Origin of the sequence: Bacillus sp. AFS001701 (genome assembly GCF_002559405.1) — a bacterium.
Taxonomy (GTDB): domain Bacteria; phylum Bacillota; class Bacilli; order Bacillales; family Bacillaceae_G; genus Gottfriedia.
On record NZ_NTZO01000088.1, the window covers coordinates 31,300 to 53,966 of the forward strand.

At 32.7% G+C, this 22,667-nt stretch carries 31 protein-coding genes; 6 read left to right on the top strand and 25 right to left on the bottom strand.

Annotated features, from left to right (window positions below; genetic code table 11):
- Window positions 1-4: 4 nt before the first annotated feature.
- From CN514_RS07190 to CN514_RS07235, 9 genes are all read right to left on the bottom strand, one after another.
- A complete protein-coding gene (locus CN514_RS07190; protein WP_098232004.1) occupies window positions 5-847 on the bottom strand; it encodes a hypothetical protein in 843 nt (280 codons plus the stop codon).
- Window positions 844-1,533: an ABC transporter ATP-binding protein gene (locus tag CN514_RS07195; protein WP_098232005.1), complete on the bottom strand. Its 690-nt coding sequence runs from the start codon at window positions 1,531-1,533 to the stop codon at window positions 844-846. Before CN514_RS07195 ends, CN514_RS07190 begins: the two co-directional genes overlap by 4 nt.
- Complete coding sequence (locus CN514_RS07200) at window positions 1,534-1,926, bottom strand: GntR family transcriptional regulator (RefSeq protein ID WP_098232006.1); 393 nt, start codon at window positions 1,924-1,926, stop codon at window positions 1,534-1,536. It abuts the gene before it with no gap.
- Window positions 1,927-2,341: 415 nt separating this feature from the next.
- Window positions 2,342-2,638 (bottom strand): DUF5345 family protein, encoded by a 297-nt coding sequence (locus tag CN514_RS07210; RefSeq protein ID WP_098232007.1) that lies wholly within the window; start codon window positions 2,636-2,638, stop codon window positions 2,342-2,344.
- Complete coding sequence (gene sigY / locus CN514_RS07215) at window positions 2,631-3,170, bottom strand: RNA polymerase sigma factor SigY (RefSeq protein ID WP_098232008.1); 540 nt, start codon at window positions 3,168-3,170, stop codon at window positions 2,631-2,633. Before sigY ends, CN514_RS07210 begins: the two co-directional genes overlap by 8 nt.
- A 150-nt stretch (window positions 3,171-3,320) precedes the next feature.
- The gene (locus CN514_RS07220; protein WP_098232039.1) at window positions 3,321-3,926 is read right to left on the bottom strand and encodes a flavin reductase family protein; all 606 of its coding nucleotides are present in this window, start codon (window positions 3,924-3,926) and stop codon (window positions 3,321-3,323) included.
- A gap of 16 nt (window positions 3,927-3,942) precedes the next feature.
- Entirely contained in the window at window positions 3,943-4,548 is a 606-nt protein-coding gene (locus CN514_RS07225; RefSeq protein ID WP_098232009.1) for an alpha/beta hydrolase, read from the bottom strand.
- Window positions 4,549-4,550: 2 nt separating this feature from the next.
- Window positions 4,551-5,492, bottom strand: coding sequence for a ring-cleaving dioxygenase (locus CN514_RS07230; RefSeq protein ID WP_098232010.1), 942 nt, complete (start codon window positions 5,490-5,492; stop codon window positions 4,551-4,553).
- A 23-nt stretch (window positions 5,493-5,515) separates the two neighbouring features.
- The gene (locus CN514_RS07235; RefSeq protein ID WP_098232011.1) at window positions 5,516-5,956 is read right to left on the bottom strand and encodes a MarR family winged helix-turn-helix transcriptional regulator; all 441 of its coding nucleotides are present in this window, start codon (window positions 5,954-5,956) and stop codon (window positions 5,516-5,518) included.
- A 248-nt stretch (window positions 5,957-6,204) separates the two neighbouring features.
- Here CN514_RS07235 and CN514_RS07240 point away from each other — a divergent pair, with 248 nt between their 5' ends.
- Window positions 6,205-6,915: a polysaccharide deacetylase family protein gene (locus CN514_RS07240; RefSeq protein WP_098232012.1), complete on the top strand. Its 711-nt coding sequence runs from the start codon at window positions 6,205-6,207 to the stop codon at window positions 6,913-6,915.
- Window positions 6,916-6,917: 2 nt separating this feature from the next.
- Here CN514_RS07240 and CN514_RS07245 read toward each other — a convergent pair whose 3' ends face one another.
- Window positions 6,918-7,499 carry a VanZ family protein gene (locus CN514_RS07245; RefSeq protein WP_176525822.1) on the bottom strand — a complete coding sequence of 194 codons (582 nt, stop codon included), beginning with the start codon at window positions 7,497-7,499 and terminating at the stop codon, window positions 6,918-6,920.
- A gap of 262 nt (window positions 7,500-7,761) precedes the next feature.
- Here CN514_RS07245 and CN514_RS07250 point away from each other — a divergent pair, with 262 nt between their 5' ends.
- Entirely contained in the window at window positions 7,762-8,418 is a 657-nt protein-coding gene (locus CN514_RS07250; RefSeq protein ID WP_098232014.1) for a glycosyltransferase, read from the top strand.
- A 66-nt stretch (window positions 8,419-8,484) separates the two neighbouring features.
- On the opposite strand, the gene CN514_RS07255 is transcribed toward CN514_RS07250, so the two are convergent.
- The 3 genes from CN514_RS07255 to CN514_RS07265 all read right to left on the bottom strand — a co-directional run bounded on the left by CN514_RS07255 (window position 8,485) and on the right by CN514_RS07265 (window position 12,047).
- On the bottom strand, window positions 8,485-9,273 hold the full coding sequence (locus tag CN514_RS07255) for an EcsC family protein (protein ID WP_098232015.1): 789 nt from the start codon (window positions 9,271-9,273) through the stop codon (window positions 8,485-8,487).
- 564 nt (window positions 9,274-9,837) lie between these two features.
- The gene (gene sigJ / locus CN514_RS07260; RefSeq protein ID WP_098232016.1) at window positions 9,838-10,722 is read right to left on the bottom strand and encodes an RNA polymerase sigma factor SigJ; all 885 of its coding nucleotides are present in this window, start codon (window positions 10,720-10,722) and stop codon (window positions 9,838-9,840) included.
- Window positions 10,723-10,742: 20 nt separating this feature from the next.
- Complete coding sequence (locus tag CN514_RS07265) at window positions 10,743-12,047, bottom strand: phytoene desaturase family protein (protein WP_098232017.1); 1,305 nt, start codon at window positions 12,045-12,047, stop codon at window positions 10,743-10,745.
- Between the two features lie 241 nt (window positions 12,048-12,288).
- Between CN514_RS07265 and CN514_RS07270 the strand changes: the two genes are divergently transcribed.
- Genes CN514_RS07270 through CN514_RS07280 form a run of 3 tightly spaced genes read left to right on the top strand, consistent with a single transcriptional unit; the run spans window position 12,289 to window position 13,663 of the window.
- A complete protein-coding gene (locus tag CN514_RS07270) occupies window positions 12,289-12,615 on the top strand; it encodes a PadR family transcriptional regulator (protein WP_056469746.1) in 327 nt (108 codons plus the stop codon).
- A complete protein-coding gene (locus CN514_RS07275; protein WP_098232018.1) occupies window positions 12,615-13,019 on the top strand; it encodes a permease prefix domain 1-containing protein in 405 nt (134 codons plus the stop codon). The genes CN514_RS07270 and CN514_RS07275 overlap by 1 nt, the downstream gene beginning before the upstream one ends.
- An 11-nt stretch (window positions 13,020-13,030) precedes the next feature.
- The gene (locus tag CN514_RS07280) at window positions 13,031-13,663 is read left to right on the top strand and encodes a hypothetical protein (protein ID WP_098232019.1); all 633 of its coding nucleotides are present in this window, start codon (window positions 13,031-13,033) and stop codon (window positions 13,661-13,663) included.
- Between the two features lie 226 nt (window positions 13,664-13,889).
- Here CN514_RS07280 and CN514_RS07285 read toward each other — a convergent pair whose 3' ends face one another.
- The 5 genes from CN514_RS07285 to CN514_RS07305 all read right to left on the bottom strand — a co-directional run bounded on the left by CN514_RS07285 (window position 13,890) and on the right by CN514_RS07305 (window position 16,919).
- The gene (locus CN514_RS07285; protein ID WP_098232020.1) at window positions 13,890-14,528 is read right to left on the bottom strand and encodes an NAD(P)-dependent oxidoreductase; all 639 of its coding nucleotides are present in this window, start codon (window positions 14,526-14,528) and stop codon (window positions 13,890-13,892) included.
- A 138-nt stretch (window positions 14,529-14,666) separates the two neighbouring features.
- Window positions 14,667-15,095 carry an Rrf2 family transcriptional regulator gene (locus CN514_RS07290; RefSeq protein WP_098232021.1) on the bottom strand — a complete coding sequence of 143 codons (429 nt, stop codon included), beginning with the start codon at window positions 15,093-15,095 and terminating at the stop codon, window positions 14,667-14,669.
- Between the two features lie 108 nt (window positions 15,096-15,203).
- Window positions 15,204-15,800 carry a LysE family translocator gene (locus CN514_RS07295; protein WP_098232022.1) on the bottom strand — a complete coding sequence of 199 codons (597 nt, stop codon included), beginning with the start codon at window positions 15,798-15,800 and terminating at the stop codon, window positions 15,204-15,206.
- A gap of 23 nt (window positions 15,801-15,823) precedes the next feature.
- On the bottom strand, window positions 15,824-16,438 hold the full coding sequence (locus tag CN514_RS07300; protein ID WP_098232023.1) for a LysE family translocator: 615 nt from the start codon (window positions 16,436-16,438) through the stop codon (window positions 15,824-15,826).
- 10 nt (window positions 16,439-16,448) lie between these two features.
- Window positions 16,449-16,919 carry an Lrp/AsnC family transcriptional regulator gene (locus CN514_RS07305; RefSeq protein WP_098232024.1) on the bottom strand — a complete coding sequence of 157 codons (471 nt, stop codon included), beginning with the start codon at window positions 16,917-16,919 and terminating at the stop codon, window positions 16,449-16,451.
- A gap of 174 nt (window positions 16,920-17,093) precedes the next feature.
- Between CN514_RS07305 and CN514_RS07310 the strand changes: the two genes are divergently transcribed.
- Window positions 17,094-17,525 (top strand): YmaF family protein, encoded by a 432-nt coding sequence (locus CN514_RS07310; RefSeq protein ID WP_098232025.1) that lies wholly within the window; start codon window positions 17,094-17,096, stop codon window positions 17,523-17,525.
- Window positions 17,526-17,726: 201 nt separating this feature from the next.
- Here CN514_RS07310 and CN514_RS07315 read toward each other — a convergent pair whose 3' ends face one another.
- The 7 genes from CN514_RS07315 to CN514_RS07345 all read right to left on the bottom strand — a co-directional run bounded on the left by CN514_RS07315 (window position 17,727) and on the right by CN514_RS07345 (window position 22,625).
- Complete coding sequence (locus tag CN514_RS07315) at window positions 17,727-18,128, bottom strand: VOC family protein (RefSeq protein ID WP_098232026.1); 402 nt, start codon at window positions 18,126-18,128, stop codon at window positions 17,727-17,729.
- Window positions 18,129-18,145: 17 nt separating this feature from the next.
- Complete coding sequence (locus CN514_RS07320; protein WP_098232027.1) at window positions 18,146-18,694, bottom strand: NADPH-dependent FMN reductase; 549 nt, start codon at window positions 18,692-18,694, stop codon at window positions 18,146-18,148.
- A gap of 134 nt (window positions 18,695-18,828) precedes the next feature.
- A complete protein-coding gene (gene panE, locus CN514_RS07325) occupies window positions 18,829-19,782 on the bottom strand; it encodes a 2-dehydropantoate 2-reductase (RefSeq protein WP_098232028.1) in 954 nt (317 codons plus the stop codon).
- Window positions 19,783-19,831: 49 nt separating this feature from the next.
- The gene (locus tag CN514_RS07330) at window positions 19,832-20,479 is read right to left on the bottom strand and encodes a response regulator (RefSeq protein ID WP_098232029.1); all 648 of its coding nucleotides are present in this window, start codon (window positions 20,477-20,479) and stop codon (window positions 19,832-19,834) included.
- Between the two features lie 13 nt (window positions 20,480-20,492).
- On the bottom strand, window positions 20,493-21,611 hold the full coding sequence (locus CN514_RS07335) for a GAF domain-containing sensor histidine kinase (RefSeq protein ID WP_098232030.1): 1,119 nt from the start codon (window positions 21,609-21,611) through the stop codon (window positions 20,493-20,495).
- Between the two features lie 2 nt (window positions 21,612-21,613).
- The gene (locus CN514_RS07340) at window positions 21,614-22,057 is read right to left on the bottom strand and encodes an SRPBCC family protein (protein WP_098232031.1); all 444 of its coding nucleotides are present in this window, start codon (window positions 22,055-22,057) and stop codon (window positions 21,614-21,616) included.
- 25 nt (window positions 22,058-22,082) lie between these two features.
- Entirely contained in the window at window positions 22,083-22,625 is a 543-nt protein-coding gene (locus CN514_RS07345; RefSeq protein WP_097975151.1) for a GNAT family N-acetyltransferase, read from the bottom strand.
- Window positions 22,626-22,667: the final 42 nt, after the last annotated feature.

Below are 22,667 nucleotides of genomic sequence, written 5' to 3' on the forward strand. Positions count from 1 at the left end.
CCCCTTAAACCGATACTTTGTTTTTTAATAAATATTTACTAAATAAGATTGAAACTGTAATGATGATTGTAAAAAGGCCTAATTCCATATAGAACACTTCACTCGGATAAAATGAAAAATCATCTCCAAACAAATAGGATTCAATAAAAGCTGGTATAAGAAGTAAACCTGCAATTGCAATCACATATAAAATCCCAAAAATTATGCCTTTCCAACGATAACTACGTTCCAATAATATGAATGTGAAGAGGGTAAATACTAGTCCCATTCCAATAAGATACCTAAAAATGAAATCCATAAAATTACTTGGTAATATCATTGTAAAAATATTAGAATTCATAAAAAGATCAATCGTACTCATTTTCCCTAAAAGTTCACTTGGAACAATTTGTTGAAATACGTTTATTTCAATCGGTAAAAGTATTAGTTGAAAAGCGAGCAAACTCAACACCATAATTAAAATCGTAGTCGCTTTGGCAAAGTAAATTGTCATTCTTGAAGTTGGTATCATAAATAAACGGTAAATAAACGTGTTTTTCCCAAAATAATCTCTGTACCAAATGATAAATACATAGAACATCATTAAAGCTATACATATAACAATTGGACCAATAAATAATGGATGATTAGCAACGTGGTTAAAGCTTAGCAATCCATTTGATGCAATGAATTCTTCGGTTGCTTTCATAGAGCTTGCGTAATTTGCATCATTCGCTGTGCTCATATAAGAAGACTTTACTAAAAACAAACTCACAAACTGTGATATAGCTACAATAATAAGTAACCCTATATATAATTTTAAAAATCGATTAACTTCAAAATTAACTAGTTTTAAATATCGATTCACGATTGATACACCTCTCTCATTACGTCCATCACAGATTTACCTTCTTCTAATCGTATTTCTTCTGTATAAAACTCTTTCAGAATTTCGCCGTTATCTAATAAAACGACCTTATCGATTAAATGCTCAATATCACTAATTTCATGCGTTGTTATAATGACGCCTCGATCTTCAATTAAGTGACTCGTAAACACTTTTGCAATTTGCTCTCTACTAAACATATCGATACCAGAAAAAGGTTCATCCATTAGAACATAATCAACATCTAGTCCTAAACCAAAAAGTAGATTGGCTTTTGCAGCATTCCCTTTTGAAAGCTCACCTAATTTCTCGTCTTCCTTTAAACGGAAAAATCCAAGTAATTCTTTTGCTCGCTCTGGATTCCAATTTACATAAAAGTCCTTCATAAACTGCATTGCTTCTCCAACTGTAAAACTAGGAAGCATGGTAAGTGTATCTGGAATAAAGGTAATATTTTCGTACATTGTATGATTCATTTTCTTATCATCTATTAATATTTCACCGCGATCAATTGGCGTAATCCCCATAATTGCCTTCATCGTTGTAGACTTACCAACACCATTAATACCAATTAAACAAGTGATTTCTCCTTTATTTGCTGTAAAAGAAATATCACGTAAAACATTTTTCCGACCATATTTTTTTGAAACATTTTTTACTTGGATCATTTAAGCATCTCCTTTCTTTTCTTCTTTTATCTTTTGTTCATAGTTTTGTTTAACCATTGTAAGTAATTCTTCCACAGGAACATTTATTACTTTAATTGAATCGACGAATTCATTTACAGCTTCCATAATCAATTCATTTCGTACACCATTTAACACGTTTATATCAGTCGTAATCTTACTAGGGAAATTTCGTTCAGTCGTAATCAATCCTTGTTCCTCCATTTCCTTGTATGCTTTTTGCACAGTATTTGGATTTATATTAAATTGAACAGCTAATTCTCTTCTTGATGGTATTTCTTGACCAGCTTCTAATAGTCTTTTGGCAATTTGTTGTTTAAAATGCCTAACGACCTGTAAATAAACTGGTTCACGGTTATTCACTATAAATTCCATCAATCCACCTCCTCGTTCTTAATACAATTTAATTAGTATGTGTGTGTACCATCTAGTTCATACACCTAACACATAACTATGCGTATTACTCGATTAATACACCTTATACGTGTACTATACAGGTAATACACTAAAATTGTCAAACATAAAATTAAAAATACTAGACAAAAATTGAATCGTTCCAATTAGTCTAGTATTTCTACGCTATCCTTAATTTAGTTTTTTTCGATCTTTTCGAACAACTAAAAAGTAAAAGAAGACACTAGGCCAAGGGAATTGAATCATTCCTAACAGCCCCCATAACCAGGCTGAACGATTTCTCTTTTTAGCGTTAGTAAAAAGTGTGATACTTTGAGTTATTAAAATTATAAAGACTAAACCTAATATGATAATATTTTCTGTTGTCCATTCCACTTTAAATCAACTCACTTTCAATTTTCTTTTTATCTCGTTTAAAAATAATTGGTAATGCAATAAAGCCTAAACCTTGAATAATAACAATACTTACTGGAGCCTCTAAAACCATAAGAAGTGCACCGATGAATAGACTGCATGCTACACAGATGAATACGATTAGTTCTTTAAGAAAAATAGTTTTCTTTTTTTCCTGATGATATTTAATTTTTTCTGTAATCGCACTGATTGAAGGTTCATGTACATTCGTTAATTCATCAAACTGCTTAAATGCTGAAACAATTTCTTCTTTATCCATCTTGCATTAACTCCTTTCTTAATTCCTTCATTCCATTATGAATTCTTGATTTAACCGTTCCTTCTCGAATTCCCATCATATTCCCAATTTCTTCGTTCGTATAGCCGTAGTAATGCTTTAATAATATAGCTGTTCGCACATCTGATTTAAGCTTTTCAAAACCCTCCACAATATCACTCCACTCAAACCCTTTATAGGCTAGCTGCCAATTTAAGGAGCGCGATAACTTTTCAGACTCATTTTTTTGCCAAAACCATTCGCGCTTTTTCCTTCTTTGTTGATCTAAATAAAGTCTAGTAGCGATTGTAATTAGCCAAGTTGAAAATTTGGATTGTCCGTTGTATTTCTTTATATTGTCATAACCTTTCAACATCGTGTCCTGCACTAAATCTTCTGCTGTTTGTTGATTTAACGTCATCTTTAAAACGTATTTATATAAAAAGGAATAATGGGTTTGAAAAAGTTTAGCAAATGCATCTTGGTCACCTTGCTGAGCAGACTTTATAATTTCTAATTCATCTAAATCAGCCATATCTTCCACCCTTCTTGCTAATCTATACAATTCTTATTTGGTTTCATTTGTTATACGAATAGGTTCTGCATATCGTTCATTTTTCTTTTAATTTTTTTCAAAAAAAAAAGTGAAGTGTAAATTCTACTTTACCCTTCACTCTTATTAAACTTATTTAGGACGATCAATCGTAAACATTTCTCCAACTTTAGCATAATCATTCCCTGCTAAACGACTTACTGCTTTTAAGCCATCTGCATCGATTCGTCCATTTTCATAAATTTCATCTTCTATATGAAAATAAACAACCTTGCCTATTAATAAGTCGCAAGCCTCATTATCTTTTCCTAATGGAATTACTTGTTCTAGAGTGCATTCCATTCGAATTTTTGACTCCTTCACTCCTGGAACTGAAACCATTACGCTATCTACTGGTGTTAAGCCTGCTAATTCGATTTCACTTTCAGTAGGTGTCAATGCAGCTGCTGTTTTATTAATTGCTTCAACATTCGATTCATCAACGATATGAACGACGAACTCTTTTTTCTCAATCGCATTTCTAGCTGTATCTTTTTGTTTACCATTTTGTCGCTGAACGGATACAGATATCATAGGTGGATTAGCCGTTACGATGTTGAAATAGCTAAATGGTGCACCATTTAAGACATTCTCATTTGATTCAGTTGTAACAAAAGCAATTGGTCTTGGAATAATTCCACCAATTAAGAACTTATAATTATCACGTTCACTTAAATCTGCTGGAGAAAAAGATTTCATCATTATTGCATACTCCTTAAAAGTTATTTTTGTACCAATCAGCTGCTGCTTCAATTTCCGATCTAGTTAAGCTATGCCCCATGTTTTCCCAATGAGTAACGACTTTTGCACCGGCACCGTCTAACAATGATGCTAATTCTTCTGTTTCTTGTGGTAAACAGATTGGATCATTTTTGCCTGCTCCAATGAAGACTGACACATCTTTCATATTTGGCAATTCTAAATCACGAATCGGTACCATTGGATGCAATAACATTGCCCCTTTAAATACATTTTGATAATGGAACAGTAGACTTCCAGCAATGTTTGCACCGTTTGAATAACCAATTGCGATCATATTGTTTGGATCAAATCCATGTTCTGAGGAAGCCAATTCAATAAACTCTTTTAATTCTTTTGTACGGAAAACTAAATCTTCCATATCAAATACACCTTCAGCTAATCGCTTAAAAAAACGTGGCATTCCATTTTCACTTACATTTCCTCTCACTGATAATACAGAAGCTTCATCATCGATCATACCTGCAATTGGTAATAGATCAAGTTCATTCCCACCTGTACCATGTAATAATAAAAATGTTGGCTTTGATGGATTACTCCCTCTATTAAATACGTGTTTCATCGTCATTCTCCTTTCACTTCTCTAACAACAATTGGTTGCAAGTGATTTTCTATCATTTCACGATGTGGTTCTTGCCACTTTGGAAGCATTAACTGTTCACCTAAATGGTCTATATTCTCATCAATCATAAATCCTGGTGGATCAGTTGCAATTTCAAATAATAACCCACCATTTTCACGAAAATAAATTGCGTTAAAATAGTTTCGATCTTTTACTTCAGTAACTCCATATTGATTATCATATAATTTATGTTGCCATTTTACATGTTCTTCATCATTACTTGCTCTCCAAGCAATATGATGGACAGTTCCTACTCCCATAGCTCCTCTTCCTACTGCTGCTAATTCAATATCGATAATATTTCCGATATCACTAGCAGCCTTAAAACGTAAATAGTTACCCTCTTGACCTAAGCATTCTAATTCCATTACGTTTTCCAACAGTTCAGCTGTTTTATTTGGTGCTCCAGAATATAAAACTGCACCACCAAACCCTTTAATTGCTACATCTTTTGTAACACCATTAAATTCCCAAGTATTTTCCTGTCCAGCTTCCCTTTCTACTAATTCAAGCTGTAAGCCATGAAAGTCTTCAAATTGAAGAAATGTTTCACCAAATCGACTTACTTTTTTTGTTTGAATTTTAAAAGATGCTAAACGGTTTTCCCAAAATTCCATTGAGTTAGCTGGGATTAAGAATGTTGTGATTCCTACTTGACCACTTCCAACTTTTCCTCTATATGCATTTGCCCAAGGGAAAAAAGTCATGATCGTCCCTGGTTTTGCAGTTTCGTCTCCAAAATAAAAGTGATACGTACCTGGATCATCAAAATTAATTGTTTTTTTCACAAAGCGTAAACCTAAAATCCCAGCGTAAAAATCCATATTTTCTTGCGGATCACCAACTATCGCAGTAATATGATGTATTCCTTTCATTTTCTCCATAAACTTTCCTCCGTTCTAATTCATTATTTATTTAATTTCCTTAATAAAGTAAGTAATTGTAATTGCTCTTCTTCAGTTAATTTGCTGAATTGAGCTTGTTGAAACTCATCTTGTGAAGGTACGATTTCTTCATGCATTTTTTGACCTAACTCTGTTAAAGAGAGATATTTGTTTTTCCATTCTACTTCTCTTTTAATCCACTGAAGCTCTTCCATTTTCTTTAATAGATGAGTCACATTTCCTTTTGTAACAACTAATTTATCGGCTAATTCTTGCTGCGTAAGACGCTTATTTCTACCCACATGGACAATTACATCAAATTGAGCAGTCGTCAAACCCCATTTTTTCAATTGATTATTTGATTCTCTAACATTTTTAAGATAAAAACGAGCTAATCGAAACCAAAGTAATACTGCTAAATTTTTTGATTTGTTTGCAGAAGCTTCATTATGACTATTTAACATTTTTGCACCTCTTTGATCGATCTTGTTATCAGTTTAATACTAAACTGACAAATTTGCAAGTAGATTGTTTGATCAAAATAAAAATCTATTTTCAAAAATTACTTTCTAATTCATAGCTTAAAATACTGTATTACACTACTTCTTCCATCAATCTTAAATTCCCTTTAATTTCCTTCTTTTATTCTTTTTTTAATTAGTGATGATATAATTATGTTTAATTTCAATAACAAGAAAGACAGGTAAAATAGATGAAAAAAAGACTACTGAAAATAAGTGCAAGTATTCTAATTTTGTTTCTTATCTTATTTGGATTGTACAAGCTAATGAATGCAAGATCTTTTCAGCTTTTTGGGGGATTAACAAATGAAGTACAGACTAACCAAAAAGTAGTTGCTTTAACTTTTGATGACGGTCCAACTAAAAATGTTGATGACATTCTACCACTTTTAGATCAATTCAATGCAAAGGCTACTTTTTTTCTAATCGGGAATGAAATTGAAAAGAATCCCGAAGAAGCTAAAAAAATAGTGGATGCAGGACAACAGATTGGAAACCATACATATTCTCATGACAGAATGGTGCTAAAATCACCTTCATTTATTAAAGATGAAATAGAAAAAACAGACAAACTAATCCGAAAAGCTGGCTATAAAGGAGAAATTGAATTCCGTCCACCAAATGGTAAAAAACTAATTGGCTTACCGTATTACATGCATAAACATAACCGAGAAACGATTACATGGAATTTAGAGCCAGATACTTTTTACACAAATCCTCAAGACAAAATAAACTATGTAAAGAACAATATGAAACCAGGCTCAATTATTTTAATTCATCCGATGTATGATAAAACTGGTAAAGAACTAGAAACAATTAAAGGGATATTGGATTCATTATCGAAAGATGGATATAAATTTGTGACAGTGAAAGAGCTTCAGAAGTTACAAAAAGACAAGTAGCATTATGCTCCTTGTCTTTTTATATATTGATTATCGATTTTCTTCTTTATAGAAAATTTAGTGCTTAAACTAAAGACTATTACTCCTAACACAGTACCGAATGTATTTAATAATAAATCATCAATGTCGCAAGATCGATAATTATATCCAATAAAAAAACCCGTGGTTCCTTGGATTATTTCAATCCCTAAACTTACAGTAAAACCAACTAATATCGTTTTACTTTTCTTAATTTTAGGATTTAGAACTGGCAAAGCAAATCCTAATGGCATAAATAATACAATATTTCCGCCAACTTGCTTTAGAGCAATTGAAAATGATCCATATCTGATTGAATCTACAAATACTTCAAATGGGACAAAATTATTTGTATATCCCAAGTGATCCTTAATCATGACTTGAATTAGATATTTTTGATAAGGAAATGGGAACAAAGTAATATCCACGAGACAAGTAATGTAGATTCCAAAGATTACGCAATATAAATATTTTAGTAGAGTAATATAACCTTTAAAAAATCTATAACCAAAAAATAAAATGATTAAAGTCATGATAAAGATACTAGGATACAAAAAATTTAACAATGTTATCTTCACCTTCCAAGGAAAAAATAACATGATTGAAGTGATATTTTTTCCACTATTTCCCATTATTTATTATTATATTATATCAAAATTACTATTTTTTAAATAGCTAATCTAATTTTGATGTTTTCCACATGAGTGGCTTTTTTTCTAAAACATTACTTTCAAAAATAAACTGAATGTTAAAACTTTGAATATTACTTGAAAAGAAATCCAAAATAATACTGGTACATTTTGAAAACATCTCAAAGGAGACATCTAAATGAAGAAACAATTACTAAAATTCACATCTCTATTTTTATGTTTTGCACTAATTCTATCCCCTATTAAATCCAGTGCCGAGCAAATGGATACTAGGGCTCATGGAAGATGCATAAGTAATTCAGCATGTAATTTCAAAGCAGATATGAGAAAGCTTTGGATGGATCACTTAATATGGACTAGTAAGTATATTGTTAGTGCTGTTGCTGGAATGCCAGATAAGGATGTAGTACTTGCAAGACTCCTAAGAAATCAACAAGATATTGGGAATGTAATTAAACCATATTATGGTGCTGCCGCTGGAGATCAGCTTGCTAAATTACTAACCGACCACATTGTAATCGCTGGTAAAATTATTGATGCTGCGAAAGCAAATGATATGGCAACCTTAAAAACATTGAACGACACATGGTTTAAAAATGCAGATGATATGGCTGCACTCTTAAGTAAAGCAAATCCAAATTGGACAAATCAAGTTTTAAAAGACTTACTATATACACATTTAAAAATGGTAACAAATGAAGCTGTAACAAGAATAAAAATGGACTGGGAAGGAAATGTAAAAGCATTTGATGCTGGTCTTCAACATATGATCCCTATAGCTGATACAATTTCTTCAGGCATTATTAAGCAATTCCCAAATAAATTTAAATCTTAAACAAACGTTTGATTAAATAACAAAAAAGATGAATTTAGCTCTAAACTAAATTCATCTTTTTTCTGCTTATTTTAGATCATCCAATCTTTCCATGATCCGTCTTTTTTTATAAAGCATTCTACCAGCCTCTCCAACATCTTCAATTGCTTGTTTATTTACATATGCACCAAATATTAAACCTGCAATTGGAATCATTTGAAACAACTTTTTCCATCCCATGTTGTCACGATATGTATAAAATACTTCTCTCCAACCTTCAATTTGAGAAAAGGCTTTTTTTCCTTCAATATTTGTTAATTCTTCTAATATCGCCTTTTTACCCACTATATCAGCAGATGTAAATTGTAAGCATTTAATAATGAATACTCTCTCCATTTGATCATTTGGATCATAACCATAAGAAATTGCTATTTCTTGAAGTGTCTTTAATGTAAGTCCTAATAAGATTGGGATATCGATCGCAATCGTAAACATTCCACCAAAACCTGTTGTCGCTCCTTGGACCTTTGCAAATTGTTTACGACTAGCAATAAAATCATTCGAAACACGATCCATTTGCTCTAGACTAAGTTGATTGACCATTTCAATTTCGGTTAGTTCTTCAATAGAAAGCTCCTTACTCATCCTAGTTAGAGTTGAAGGAACACTAACTAAATATTGACCACCAGCATTCACATACTTTGATAATTCATCTAAAATAACTCCAATCTTATCGTGAATAAACTTAGGTGTAATTTTATCCAAAATCATAAATGGAATTCTACCGATTTTCTCCCAAAAAAATACGCTTTTTTGATCTTTTTCCCATTTTTCAATTTCATTAAGTTGCGTAATTAGATACTCTTTCGTTTCCATAAACACTCCTAAAATTTTTAATCTAAACATAGTGACTACTAAAACTATAAAGCTTTTTATGAAAAAAACCAAAAATAAAAAGGGGCTATCTCATAAGCCAGGTTAACTGACAAATTAGTACCTCTGTATTTTTAAGATATTTAGTAGATTTTTTTTGATATAGATAGAATTTTTCCTTTTCTACCTACTCTTAAACCCTTTATGAGTTATCATATTTCATCTTTTTGCTGTTTTACTTACTCATGAAGACCCTATGAGTTACTAAATCTCTTCTTTTTGCTGTTTTACTTACTCATGAACTCCTTATGAGTTACTAAATCTCTTCTTTTTGCTTTTCTACTTACTCATGAACTCCTTATGAGTTACTAAATATCTTCTTTTTGCTGTTTTACTTACTCATGAACACCTTATGGGTTACTAAATCTCTTCTTTTTGCTGTTTTACTTACTCATGAACTCCTTATGAGTTACTAAATCTCTTCTTCCTGCTTATATAAAAACAAAAAAACAAGGAATCCCATAAAAAAGTGGGAACCCTGTTCTAAGGTTTAAAATGTTCTAATATTCATCCCAAAAATCTTATTTTTTCAGGATTTCGAACCATATAAATACTTCGATAACGCTCTCCTTCTATTTCAAAACAAATTACGGTTGGCTCTTCGCCTTCACTTTTAACAATTAAACCAATTTGATTATTGATCAAAACAATTTCAGTTTCGGATGGAGTGTTAATTTTCTTCCTTACACCAATAAGGAATGCAATAACATTTTTCTGTAGATTGATTGGGCGAAGGGCAGCCTTCGTTTTGCCACCGGCGTCTGTAATTAGTACGATATCTTCCGTTAAAAGTGATATTAGTATATCTAAATTACCTGTTTCCGCGGCTTCAATAAATCGTTTTGCAATGTCTAGCTCTTGATTTAGATTTCGTTTTTCAACTACATCCTTACTTTGGACTTTGCGCTTAAGTCTACTGAATATTTTACGGCAATTCAATTCGGTCTTATTTAAAATATTAGCGATTGTACGGAAGTCAAACTGAAAGGCTTCTCGTAAGACAAATACTGCTCTTTCGGTTGGATTTAACTGTTCAAGTAAAACTAAAAATGCATAGGTTATCGTTTCATCTAAAATCATCTTTTCCATCGGATCATCATTTAAATCTTCAGGTAAGTTTTGAATAATCGGTTCTGGAAGCCACGGTCCTATATAAACTTCGCGCTTATTTTTTGAGGATTTTAATAAATCCAAGCAACGATTTGTCATTATTTTACATAAGAATGCTTTTATATTATTCGGCTCTTCTTTTGTGATGGATTGATTCAACTTTTGAACTGTGAGAAAAGTATCCTGTACCAAATCCTCCGAATCCTCAACCGATCCTAGCATACTATATCCGATTGAAAATAAAAGTGGCTTATATTGAGAATATAGATAGTCTACTTCCATGAAGTATCTTCTCCTCTATTTTAAATTAGTTGAAGTTCAAGCTTCTCATTTATTAGTTTAGTAGCATTTTTAACACTTGTTAGTGATGCATTTAATAGAAGTTCTGTCTCCCCTACCCAGTCTCCTGCAATATAAATGCCTTCTAAGCCAACATCACTATTTGATAAATGATTATCCAATTTCTGAAATGGCTTTTTTATGTCGTTAGAAACGATAAGTTTAGGAAGATAGCGTCGTGAAATTACATAATCTCTCCAACCTGGTTGAAGTACATCAAGCAAACCTTCTAGTTCTTCCTCATCTTTTTTCGAATCTGTTTCGTTGACCGAGTTTAAATATTTCATTAGATGAACTACAATTTCTCCTTCTTTATTCGATAATTTAGCTACTGATGAATGATTTGAAAAATACCATGGTTGATCAACACCTAAAGCAAAGTTGAGTTTTGGATTTGGTAATCCTTTCATTACAAGGTCAAGGCATGCAGCTTTTACTGGAATCATTTGATTACATTTTTGTAAAAATGAATCTGAGATTGGCTCTTCTATTAGCTTAACTAAATCAATTGGATTAATGGTCGATAACAAACAGCTGGTGTTGATCCTAGTATCGTTTTTCAAGATAAGATTTATGTTTGGATAAGAGCCAGTAATTTTAGACACTACTATACTATTTTGAATCGTAACACCAAGTTGATTCGCCTTTTTAATTAGGTCGTTAACAATTGATTGCCATCCTTCGTTTATATACATTACTTTCGCGCTACGAAGCTGACCAATTGCCACTCCTGCACTTATTAATTCAGAATTACTTGTAAAGGTAGATACACGTATAAAAGCTAAAATTAAATTCTTTACACGACGACTTGTTATTTTTCTATTTAAATATTCTTCTAAACTAATATGATTGATTTCCTCTAAATCCACTTTACGAATATGTCGGTAAAATCGAATAAATTCCATTTTTTCTTTCCATTTTAAATGATTACCCAAAAATAAATTAAATGCTTCTATTATTTTCATTTGTTTAGATTGGTCACCAAGAATAAATGCACCACACAATTTTGGAAGCCTGCCAGAAACAGTAACACCCACTTCATTTAAAATTTCGATACAGTCTATATATAATGCGTGTGCTCCAAGATTTAAATATGCATCGCCAATTGTATTCGAACTACCTCTCCCACCTAATTTAGCTGCTTTATCCAATAGAAGTACTTTTTTACCTGCTTGAGCTAAGTAGATCGCTGCAGTTAACCCCGCAATCCCACCACCTAATACAGTAACATCCCATTTTTGATGACCATCTATTTGATTTAAATTCATAATATTATCTCTCCCTTTCTTTTTCTTCACTAATTAAGACGAATGAAATACAAAAAATGTGACATATAGTAAAGCAGGACACAGAAAAGAATTATTTTATTTTTGCTTCGGACAGGCTTATTTCACTTCTCTCGAATAGTCATAAACAAAATCACATAAAATTACTTTGACAGATAGAGTAATTATTGTTAACATTACTCTATCAGATAGAATAATATTATAGAAGGCGAATAGGTGAATTATGGTTAGAAGTGACATCATACGCGGGCATCTTGACTCAATCATATTAAAACTTATTTCTGAGAAGGACCGCTATGGGTATGAGATTTCTCAAGAAATTGGATTACGGACAGACAATCGGTTTCAAATAAAAGAAGCAACATTATATGCTGTATTTCAGCGCTTAGAAAAAAAAGAATTAGTGGAAGCTTATTTTGGTGATATTACGCACGGTGGAAAAAGAAAATATTACAAAATTACTTCATTAGGTAAAGCATATTTAAGTGAATTAGTAAAAGAATGGCAAGAAGTAAAAGAAATTATTGATCTATTCATGGAGGAGATATAATGAAAAAAATTAGAAATCATATTGAAGAACTATTTAAAGATGTTCCTAAAACTGAGCAATCAGAAATAGTTAAACAAGAGATTATTCAGAACTTAGAAGAAAAAGTCATGTTTTTAATGGAAAATGGGAAGGAAGAAGAAGATGCTATAAACAAAGCAATTGTAGAATTTGGAGACATTGAGGAATTAAAGAGAGAACTTGGTGTTAAAAAACCAGATAGCAAGAAAGCAAATTTTGCAAAACTAAATTTATCCTATTCAATTTGGGGTAGTGGCTTACTAATTGCTCTCTTCTTATTTATTAATTTTTACTACACTCCGAAGACTATTTGGTTTGTGTACCCAACGTTTGGTCTATTATGGTGGCCTCTTTCAATGTATTTCTACTGGCAACGTAAAAAGTGAGGTGAAAAATAGTGAAAAATTATATCGGTTTTGCAACTGCAGGCTGTATTATGACGATGGTCTTTTTTATGCTCGTTAATTTTATTACATCTCCTAGCACGATTTGGTTTATTTACCCATGTTTTTTCATTTTATTTTGGCCAATAAGTTTATATTTCATTGGAAAAAGATCGATGAAGCAATTCTCACTCTTTAGTAGTATCGTACTCCTAGCTTTCTTGTTAACAGAGAACTTAGTTCACTCACCTGATTATCTTTGGTTTTTCTATGCTGCCTTTCCCATTATTAGTTGGCCAATTCTCATGCATTTAGGTAAGAATGCTAGAACATTACCGATTGCACTCCTTGGCAGTATCATTACGATCGCATACTATGGTTTTTTGAATTTTATCGCTTCCCCAGATTATCCTTGGGTCATTTATCCGGCATTTGCAATTATTTGGTGGCCATTATCCATTTATCATGCAAATCGAAAAGCGTTTGTAGCATTTTCGTTTACAGCTAGCATACTAATTAGTCTATTCTTTATCATTGTAAATATCATTTCATCCCCAGATACAATTTGGGCTGTATATCCAATTTTTGCAGTTATTTGGTGGCCTCTAAGTATGTATTTTTATGGTTATAAAAAGAAACAAATATAGGTAATCATTTGTGGAACTCAAACTAAGGGGTCCATTTTTATTTTTATAAATAAGAAAAGCGATTCTCATAAAGAATCGCTTAAACTTGATTTTCAGACTGATTGCAAGCGCTTGTCTTTCGAGGCGCGAAGGCTGATGAGGAGCGGAGTTACCTTAGTCGGTAATGAGCACCGCAGACAGGCGAAGCAACGAAGAAAGCGAGCGTTTGTCAACTGTCTGAAACTTATTATGCTTCAGAAACCAAAGTAAATCGTTCATTAATATGCTGTGGATTTTCAATCTCGTCTAATAATGCAATTGCATAGTCAGCATAACTTACATAGCTATTACCTTTTTTATTAACAATAAAATTGTCTTTTCCTTTATGATAAGCCCCAGTACGTTTACCATTCGGATCAAAGAATGCCGCTGGACTAATAAATGTCCATTTAATATCAGTTGTTTTTTGTAAGTCCTGAAGACCTTTTGTCATATGAGATGCAGTAGCATAATATTCTTTTGGAAATTCAGGTGTGTCTACTAATTGAATCGTTTTTTCTTCATCAACATACAAGCTTCCAGCTCCACCAACTACGATTAATCTAGTATCCTTAACACCTTTTAAAGCATTTATTAAAACATTCCCAGCTTCAATATAAAGATTCTCATGACCTTCAGCTGCTTTAAATGCATTTACAACAATATCAAATTGCTTTAAGTCAGTTGAATTTAAATCAAATAAATCCTTTTCCAATACTGATACTTCTTTATTTGTTAATTTAAAAGCATTTCTTACGATTGCTGTTACCTCATGTCCTCTGTCTACTGCTTCTTTTAAAATAAGGTTTCCTGCTTTTCCTGTTGCTCCAATAATACCAATTTTCATCTTTTTTCTTCCTCCTTAAATTTATTAAAGTTGATTTGAAATTATAGACGTAACTAAGATAGTTACAACTAGTTTTAAAAAATATACTATAGATGTAACAAAAACAGTTACATCATTCACAAAAAAAATTGAATGATATTATCCAATTTTTTTACTTAATACTGTAACTAATTCTTCCATAGTAACTTCATCCAGTATTTTTTCCATTGCTTCTTGTGCTCGATTTAAGATCAGTTCTAGCACTGCTTGAATATTTGCACCGACTGGACAATTCGGATTCGGTTTCTCATGAAATTGAAAAAGTTCTCCTTCTTCTACAACTTCAACTGCTCTATAAACATCTAAAAGAGTAATTTCATTTAAAGGCTTACGAAGTGAAGCTCCACCGGTTCCTCGACGGACTTGAATTAAGCCAGCATTCTTAAGTTTTCCCATTACTCTTCTAATTACGACCGGATTTGTATTTACACTTCCTGCAATCCATTCGGAAGTACAAAGCGAACTATTCTCAATCGTGACCAAAGATAAAATATGAACAGCAACGGTAAAACGACTACTGATTTTCATAGGATTCAACCTCCGATGTAACCATTATAGTTACAACACTTATTAATTGTCAATACTATTTATTTTACACAAACTTAAAGGAAAGAAGCTACTAATACATAGCTTCCTTTACTTAATAAATGACGTAATTCCTAAAACAACAATCATTAAACCAGCCATTATATTTACTAAACCTAAGTGATTTGTAATTTTATTTCGAAACAAACTAACTACACTACTTAAAATAAGCCACCAAGAAACCGCACCTAAAAAAACACCTATAATTAGTGAAACTGTCAATCTAATAGATGTAGAACTATGGTCAAAACCTAGTCCTGTAAACATTGCTACAAAGTTTAAAATAGTTACAGGATTTGTGATCATTAATAAAAATGTAGAGAGAAACATGCTAACCATGCCTTCACCCTCTAAATTTGAAGCAGTTTTAGTAGGTCTTTTTAGAAAGGTTTTCATTCCTAAATAAAATAAAAATATTGCACCTACGATTCGAAGAACAAATTCCTGCTCAATTAAAAATGATGAAATAATGGAAAAACCAAATGCGGCAATACTAGCGTAAAATAAGTTAGCCGAAGATGCGCCTAATCCTGTCATAAATCCAGCTGTTTTTCCCCTAGATATAATTCTTTGTATGCACAATAAACCAACCGGTCCTACAGGTGCAGAAACTGATAGACCTAATACAAAACTTTTAATTAATAACATCTAAATACCCTCTTACGCTTACTCTACATTAATCCATATAAAGCTATACCACCAAAAATAATAATAATAATACCTGATAAACGGTTAATTAATGTTAAAGACCGATCATTGATTCGAGTTCTAAATAATCCCACGCCACTGCTTAATATTACCCACCACAAACTTGAACCACAAAAAACACCTAATACTAAAATGACAGAAGAAACAATATTGCTATCTGAATTCGAAATTCCTAATCCCGCAAAAATGGCGATAAATGATAGAATCGTCATTGGGTTTGTTAGCGTTAAAAATAAAACCGATAAAAACGCATGAATTATATTTTTCTTCTGCGTATCGGATTGAGTATAACTGGCTTTTGAAATAAGTGTTTTTACACCTAAATAGCAGAGGAAGAAACCACCGATTAACTGAATCCAAAAATGCTGACCAATTAAAAAATTCATAATGATAGTTAATCCAAAGCCTGCAACTAAACCATAAATACCATCAGCAGTAGCAGCCCCAAGACCAGAAACTAAACCTACCATTCTTCCATACGCTAGAGTTCTACGGATACACAGTACTCCAATTGGTCCAACAGGTGCAGCAATTGATAAGCCAATGATTAATCCTTTAATATAAAATTCAAAATTCATGTTGCCCTCCCTACTCTATAGAAAATTTATGTTTTTGTAATGGCAGTCGAAAGGTTTCTTTCGTTGTATCCATTACAATTGTTGTTTTTGTTCTTATTACGCCCTTTAACCCTTTTATTTCATGGCTAATTACTCGATCCAAGTCTTTTGTATTTCTACTTCTTATTTTTAGTAAATAATCATCTTCCCCCGCAATATGGTGACATTCCTGCACTTCCTCTAGTTGATTAACAAGCTCTAAAAAAGGAGCACGATTTTCAGGTCGCTCAAGCGAGACAGCTACAAACGCAGTTAATTCACTTCCAACTTTTTCTGCATCAACTAGCACACCAAACCCATTAATCACACCTTGTTCAACTAATCGGTTAACACGTTCAGCAGTAGCTGGAGCTGACAAGCCAATCTCACTAGCTAAATCCGCCCATTTTATTCTAGAATTATCCATTAAGCGATTAATAATTTTCAAATCGAAAGTATCCACCTATAACAACCTTCTTTTTGTAAGTATTTATTCCATTTTACTTTTTTTATGAAAGTAATTCAATAATTCTAAATGAAAAAATATCTAAATATTAACGTTTAATAAACATATTTATTTACTGGTCCTAATAAGATGAAAAAAGAAGACAATCTTTATTGAAGGGAGCGTCATTTTATGAAAAGAGACCCGTTTGAGTATCGAAAAAGACTAAGGGAAAGAGAAAGAGAGAGAGAGTTTAATGAAGAAAATGAAAGAGAGGCTAATGAAGAGAAAGAAGAAAAACACAAAGAAGAAAAACCACAAACACATGTACATGAATTTGTGGCAAGTACTAAATTGGCAGAAGAGGGTGACGACCGACATAATCATCGTTTTGCTGGCGTGACAAGTGAGGTCATCCCCGTAGGAAGACACAGTCATATACATCGAATTGTAGTAAATACAGATTTTCTCGATCATCATCACGAAGTTATTATTGAAACCGGCCCTCCTATTCCGGTAGGAAACGGTAAGCATGTTCACTTTGTCAAAGGAATGACAACGATCAACGATGATCATGAACACAATCTTGAATTTGCAACACTAATAGATAGGCCATTAGTATAGGGAAATTGAAAAATTCAATTTATGTATATTTCATTGAATAGAATATACATAATTTTTTAAGACCCTTTCCAGATTCAAACTCCTTATCAAAAAATTTCACCGTTATATCAACAACTCTAAAAAAATTGACTACTTGGTATAACACGATGAAGGACCTTCTATAGAAGGTCCTTCATCGTGTTTTTTTACTTAAATGAAATTCTAAGTATTCCGCAACCCTTCAGTATTCATTAACACAATTCTCCATCCATCCGGGTCTTCAAATGTAATACTTTTTCCGAGCCAATAAGGATTCTCAGGTTCAACTTCAATATAACCTATTTGATTTAATCGGTTTTTGACAAGATTTATTTCCGCTTTTTGAGGTATATAAAATACTAAAAGGTTATCCTTTGTTGGGGCAGGACATGGGCTTCCATCAATATGTTGAGTAAATTCTAAATGGTATTCAACATTAGGTAATCCAAACATGATTCCATCGTACCCGTCGTGATTTTGAAAACCACCCACACGGTTTAAGCCTAGCCCCTCTCCATAGAACTTACTTATTTCAGCTAATTGGTTTGTAGGTCTTGCAATTCTAAACTGAACCCAGTTTTTCATTGTCATCACCTTATTCTTTAATAGTTTGATGTTGCCCATTCTTCATTTAGCTCTTTTGATATTTGTGTATAGAGCTTCAATTCTTGAAATAAGCTATCTACTGAATAAGATGTATTTTCTTCTAACGCAGTACCTTCTGATATTAAGTCTGATGGATCAATCACAACTTGTTTCGATAAAACATTTGCATATAATGCTCTTAAAACAATTCTCATATTGTTAAGTGCATTAATGCCACCCTTTCCTCCACCGGCTACGGCCAATATTGCAACTGGCTTATCTTTAAAATGCTTACTACCTAAAAAGTCAAAAGCGTTTTTTAATGCTCCGCTCATTCCACCATGATATTCCGGTGTTGCAATGATCATAGCATCAGCATTTTCTAGCTGTGAATTTAGTTTTTGGATATTAGCATTTTCATTTTGTTCCTCTTGACCATTATAAATTGGTAATACTAGTTCACTTAAATCAATTGTTTTTACATTGTATTTTTTCGAGATGATTGTAGTTAATTTACCTGTACGACCTTCTTTTCTTGGACTACCATTAATCATTATAATATTCATATTTTCCACTCCTTTAATTCGTACCTTTAGTATAGTCAATTAATAAAGTCCGAACTTCAGTCGTTTGATAGAACTTTTCTACACGTTTAGGAGTATATATAAATGAAAAAAATCTACAACTAAAGTTGTAGATTTCAAACTGATAAATGTTCGATATCTTTATTAATACGATCTTGATTCATTTTTTGATAAACTTTAATATTTTGATAAACTAATTCAAGTAATTTAGAAGTTATATCCTTTTTCTTTGCAAGTTCTAGTAAATACCCTTGCAAATGATCCCCCTCTACCAATGACCATTTTTCCATATCCCTCTGCAAAGAGGACTTCATATCATATCCAAGAGCATCAATTGATTTCATATGCTCATCCACAATATTTTCAGAAATCGGTGCACCATGGGATCTCATAATTTTAGCGCACTCTTCAAATAATTCACGGATTGTAGCTCTTCCACCATCACTTTCTCTAATTGGACCAATTGGGGCACGCATAAGAGACGTAACACCAGACATTACAGTAATAAACAAATATTTATGCCACATGTCTCGTTCAATCTGCTTACTATGGACAAAGTCAGCTTTTGATCCGCTAAATGCATCAGCAATTGTTTTAATTCGGTCAGTTTCTTTGCTTAAGAATTCACCAAATACAAGTCTAGCAGCTTTACTTGTTTGAGCAACTTCGCCGGCTTCGTTCAAAGTTGTTTCAATAAAACATAAACCGCCTATAACCTTTTCTTCACCAAAAGCCTGCTTTAAGGGATTTAGATGAGCAATACCATTCAAAAGAGGTAAAATAACAGTTTGATCACCTACGAACGGTTTTACATCTAAAATAGCGTCGCTTAAATGATATGACTTAGTTGAGAAAAGCACGATGTCAAAAGTCTCGGCAGGACTCTTTGCAGTAATTAGTTTCGGTTGAAATGAAAAATCACCATTCACACTACGAATGACTAAACCATTTTCCTCTAGCTGTTTTTTTCGATTAGCTCGTACTAGAAATGTAACATCTTCTCCCTTTTCTACTAAGCGTCCTCCAAAATAGCCGCCAATTCCTCCAGCTCCTAATACAAGAATTCGCATAACACTCTTCCTTTCTATTAAAAAATTAAAATCTGTAACTTACTAATGTCTATTTCAAAATCCCATTTCGTACTGCATATAGTGCCAATTGAGTTCGATCTTGAAGCTGAGTCTTGGCTAAAATATTCGAAACATGGGTTTTTACAGTTTTTTCTGTAATAAATAAAGATGCTGCAATTTCTTTATTACTCTTTCCCCTCGTAATTTCCTTCAATACATCCATTTCTCGCTTAGTTAATTTGTCTTGAAATGAATCATCATTCTTCATTTCTATCTTCCCAGTTAAAGCAGAAACTAATTGCGTCGTAACCTTCGAATGAAACTGTTTTTCCCCATCGTGTATCTTTCGAATCGCGGAAACGAGCTCATCTGGGTCACTATCCTTTAAATAATATCCCGCTGCACCAGCTTCAATTGCAGGTAAAATATGATCTTGATCATAAAAACTAGTTAAAATCATTACTTTAACTGTTAAGCCCTCTATTTTTATTCTTTTGGTTGCTTCAATTCCATCTAGAACTGGCATCGCTAAATCCATGATGACAATATCAGGTCTTAACTCTTTTACTAAGCTTAATGCCTCTTCTCCGTTCGATGCTTCTCCAATAACCTCGATATCATCTTGTGTATTTAAGAAGAAAATAAGTCCTCTCCTAACTACATGATGATCATCAGCAATTAATATTTTAATAGACATAAAACTCTCCTTCTTAAAAAGGGATATTCGTCGTAATTTTTGTTCCTTTATTCAAATCACTTTCAACTAAAAACGACCCTTTTAACGATTCGACTCTTTCCTTCATGCTTTTCAAACCTAATGTTGGAATTTGTACATCCTTTGGGCATATAAAACCTACACCTTGATCTCGAATCGTCATTTTTGCTTTCTTTGTACTGATTGATAACTGTAAATATATCGTATTTTGTCCTGAATGTTTTCTACAATTATTAAACGCTTCCTGGCCTACACGCCATAACGTTTCTTCTATTTTAGAAGGTAATATTGTTGTTCCTTTTACATTACTAATTACTTTTAATCCTAGCATTTCACCATAGTTAATTAATGCACTAACTATTCCTTTTTCAATACCTTGTGGTCTAAGCTGCCATATTAATGCTTTCATTTCTGCTTGTGCTTCTTGGGCAATTTGTTGAATATGATTAAATGTATCCTTTAACTTTGGACTGTCGGATACATTTGCACCTGCTTTAGCAGTTACATTAATGGAAAACAATAATTGACTAACTGAGTCGTGTAGGTCCTTTGCAAGTCTATTTCTTTCTTGAATCAACTCAAACTCTTTTACCTTTTCTGTTAATTGAATTCGTTTAATTGCTGTTCCAATTTGCAATGCAACTGCGCCTAGTAAATTCAATTCTTCCTGATCAAATTTTAATTTATTAGAAGCAGCAACATTCAATAAACCAAAAGATTCTTCACCTGCTTGTAGTGGTACAGTCGCATGATGGGTGACACCATTTGTTTCTCCCCAATTATGAATAATTGAGTCTTCTAATCTCTTACATTCCATAATGTTTGATGCCTTATTAAGTCTTCCGGTATTATATTTATCTACACACCAACAATCTCCATTGCACATCGGCTTAGCCTCTTCGTTCATAAGGGCTGGAGGTAATTCATGTGAAGCGACTAATTCAAAGCCCCCATTTTCATCAATTAAAAAAATCCAACCTGTCTCTAGACCTGTAACTTGAACTAATTTGGCTAAAGCACAATTGAGAGTACTGTGTAAATCAGTACCCTCGTTTAATATTTCGGCAATTTCTTTTAATACTTGTAGCTCTAAAAGAAATGATTCTTTTTTCATACTTATGTTAATTCCTTCATTCGACGATCAAGTTGTTCAAGCACCATCGGCCACGCTTGCTCGTGTTGATCTCTAGATAATTCATCTGGGAATCCTGCATGTGTCAATCTAATAACTGCTGCTCCACTTTCATTTGTTGAAAACTCTACAGTGACTACAGTTTCCGTTTTGGATCCAGAAGTGAACCAAGTAATCTCAACAAGTTGATTGTGCTCAAGTTTTAAAAAGCGACCATAATGTGGATGACGTTTATCCTCAAAATGCGTCTCAAAGAAAAATACAGAATTAACCTCTGCCTTCATAATCACTGAACCAGGCGCAGCAAACCAGTCACCAAATCTTTTTGTCCAAGCTTCATATAACACATCTTTAGAATTTTCCATTACTCGTTCCACAGTGAGACTATGTGGTCTACTTGATAAATCCGGATAACTAATAATATTCATATTAATCCCTCCAAAAGTTTTATAGTTATTCATTTTCATTAATTATAGCTAGCATTTGGTGATCTTCCCATTTCCCATTTATACGTACATTTTTCTTGGCAATTCCCTCTTTATGGAAACCCGCCTTTTCTAATACTCTTATTGAACCAATGTTATGCGGCATTACACCCGCTTCAATGCGATGTAATTTTAATTCATTAAAGGCATATTCTACAACTAACTTTGCAGCTTCAGTTGTATATCCTTTACCATTTTGTTGTTCATCTAAAGAATAACCAACAAAACAACTTTGTAAATCTCCTCTTAAAACCTCTGCTAGCATCGTAAAACCTATAAAAGCGTCTGTTTCTTTTAAAAAGATACCAAAGCCATAATACAGATCATTGTCGCTTTTCTCTTTATATGACTTAATACGATCCTGCTGAGCTTCCAAAGTATAGAAACTCTCGTCTTTTATATATGTAAATGGTTTAAAAAACTCTCTATTTCGAACTTCGTATGATAAAAAATCCTCTGCATCTGCAACTTCTAAATGTCTTAAATATATATTATTACCAACTAATTTCATCTGTTTCCTACACTCCCTAATTTCTCTGCTTTTCCTGACCCA

What these genes read in the sequence shown, in the direction of transcription:
- CN514_RS07195 (WP_098232005.1), bottom strand. Translation starts at nt 1,533, where the DNA reads ATGATCCAAGTAAAAAATGTTTCAAAAAAATATGGTCGGAAAAATGTT.
- CN514_RS07200 (WP_098232006.1), bottom strand. Translation starts at nt 1,926, where the DNA reads ATGGAATTTATAGTGAATAACCGTGAACCAGTTTATTTACAGGTCGTT.
- CN514_RS07210 (WP_098232007.1), bottom strand. Translation starts at nt 2,638, where the DNA reads ATGGATAAAGAAGAAATTGTTTCAGCATTTAAGCAGTTTGATGAATTA.
- sigY (WP_098232008.1), bottom strand. Translation starts at nt 3,170, where the DNA reads ATGGCTGATTTAGATGAATTAGAAATTATAAAGTCTGCTCAGCAAGGT.
- CN514_RS07220 (WP_098232039.1), bottom strand. Translation starts at nt 3,926, where the DNA reads ATGAAATCTTTTTCTCCAGCAGATTTAAGTGAACGTGATAATTATAAG.
- CN514_RS07225 (WP_098232009.1), bottom strand. Translation starts at nt 4,548, where the DNA reads ATGAAACACGTATTTAATAGAGGGAGTAATCCATCAAAGCCAACATTT.
- CN514_RS07230 (WP_098232010.1), bottom strand. Translation starts at nt 5,492, where the DNA reads ATGGAGAAAATGAAAGGAATACATCATATTACTGCGATAGTTGGTGAT.
- CN514_RS07235 (WP_098232011.1), bottom strand. Translation starts at nt 5,956, where the DNA reads ATGTTAAATAGTCATAATGAAGCTTCTGCAAACAAATCAAAAAATTTA.
- CN514_RS07240 (WP_098232012.1), top strand. Translation starts at nt 6,205, where the DNA reads ATGAAAAAAAGACTACTGAAAATAAGTGCAAGTATTCTAATTTTGTTT.
- CN514_RS07250 (WP_098232014.1), top strand. Translation starts at nt 7,762, where the DNA reads ATGAAGAAACAATTACTAAAATTCACATCTCTATTTTTATGTTTTGCA.
- CN514_RS07255 (WP_098232015.1), bottom strand. Translation starts at nt 9,273, where the DNA reads ATGGAAACGAAAGAGTATCTAATTACGCAACTTAATGAAATTGAAAAA.
- sigJ (WP_098232016.1), bottom strand. Translation starts at nt 10,722, where the DNA reads ATGGAAGTAGACTATCTATATTCTCAATATAAGCCACTTTTATTTTCA.
- CN514_RS07265 (WP_098232017.1), bottom strand. Translation starts at nt 12,047, where the DNA reads ATGAATTTAAATCAAATAGATGGTCATCAAAAATGGGATGTTACTGTA.
- CN514_RS07270 (WP_056469746.1), top strand. Translation starts at nt 12,289, where the DNA reads ATGGTTAGAAGTGACATCATACGCGGGCATCTTGACTCAATCATATTA.
- CN514_RS07275 (WP_098232018.1), top strand. Translation starts at nt 12,615, where the DNA reads ATGAAAAAAATTAGAAATCATATTGAAGAACTATTTAAAGATGTTCCT.
- CN514_RS07285 (WP_098232020.1), bottom strand. Translation starts at nt 14,528, where the DNA reads ATGAAAATTGGTATTATTGGAGCAACAGGAAAAGCAGGAAACCTTATT.
- CN514_RS07290 (WP_098232021.1), bottom strand. Translation starts at nt 15,095, where the DNA reads ATGAAAATCAGTAGTCGTTTTACCGTTGCTGTTCATATTTTATCTTTG.
- CN514_RS07295 (WP_098232022.1), bottom strand. Translation starts at nt 15,800, where the DNA reads ATGTTATTAATTAAAAGTTTTGTATTAGGTCTATCAGTTTCTGCACCT.
- CN514_RS07300 (WP_098232023.1), bottom strand. Translation starts at nt 16,438, where the DNA reads ATGAATTTTGAATTTTATATTAAAGGATTAATCATTGGCTTATCAATT.
- CN514_RS07310 (WP_098232025.1), top strand. Translation starts at nt 17,094, where the DNA reads ATGAAAAGAGACCCGTTTGAGTATCGAAAAAGACTAAGGGAAAGAGAA.
- CN514_RS07315 (WP_098232026.1), bottom strand. Translation starts at nt 18,128, where the DNA reads ATGAAAAACTGGGTTCAGTTTAGAATTGCAAGACCTACAAACCAATTA.
- CN514_RS07320 (WP_098232027.1), bottom strand. Translation starts at nt 18,694, where the DNA reads ATGAATATTATAATGATTAATGGTAGTCCAAGAAAAGAAGGTCGTACA.
- panE (WP_098232028.1), bottom strand. Translation starts at nt 19,782, where the DNA reads ATGCGAATTCTTGTATTAGGAGCTGGAGGAATTGGCGGCTATTTTGGA.
- CN514_RS07330 (WP_098232029.1), bottom strand. Translation starts at nt 20,479, where the DNA reads ATGTCTATTAAAATATTAATTGCTGATGATCATCATGTAGTTAGGAGA.
- CN514_RS07335 (WP_098232030.1), bottom strand. Translation starts at nt 21,611, where the DNA reads ATGAAAAAAGAATCATTTCTTTTAGAGCTACAAGTATTAAAAGAAATT.
- CN514_RS07340 (WP_098232031.1), bottom strand. Translation starts at nt 22,057, where the DNA reads ATGAATATTATTAGTTATCCGGATTTATCAAGTAGACCACATAGTCTC.
- CN514_RS07345 (WP_097975151.1), bottom strand. Translation starts at nt 22,625, where the DNA reads ATGAAATTAGTTGGTAATAATATATATTTAAGACATTTAGAAGTTGCA.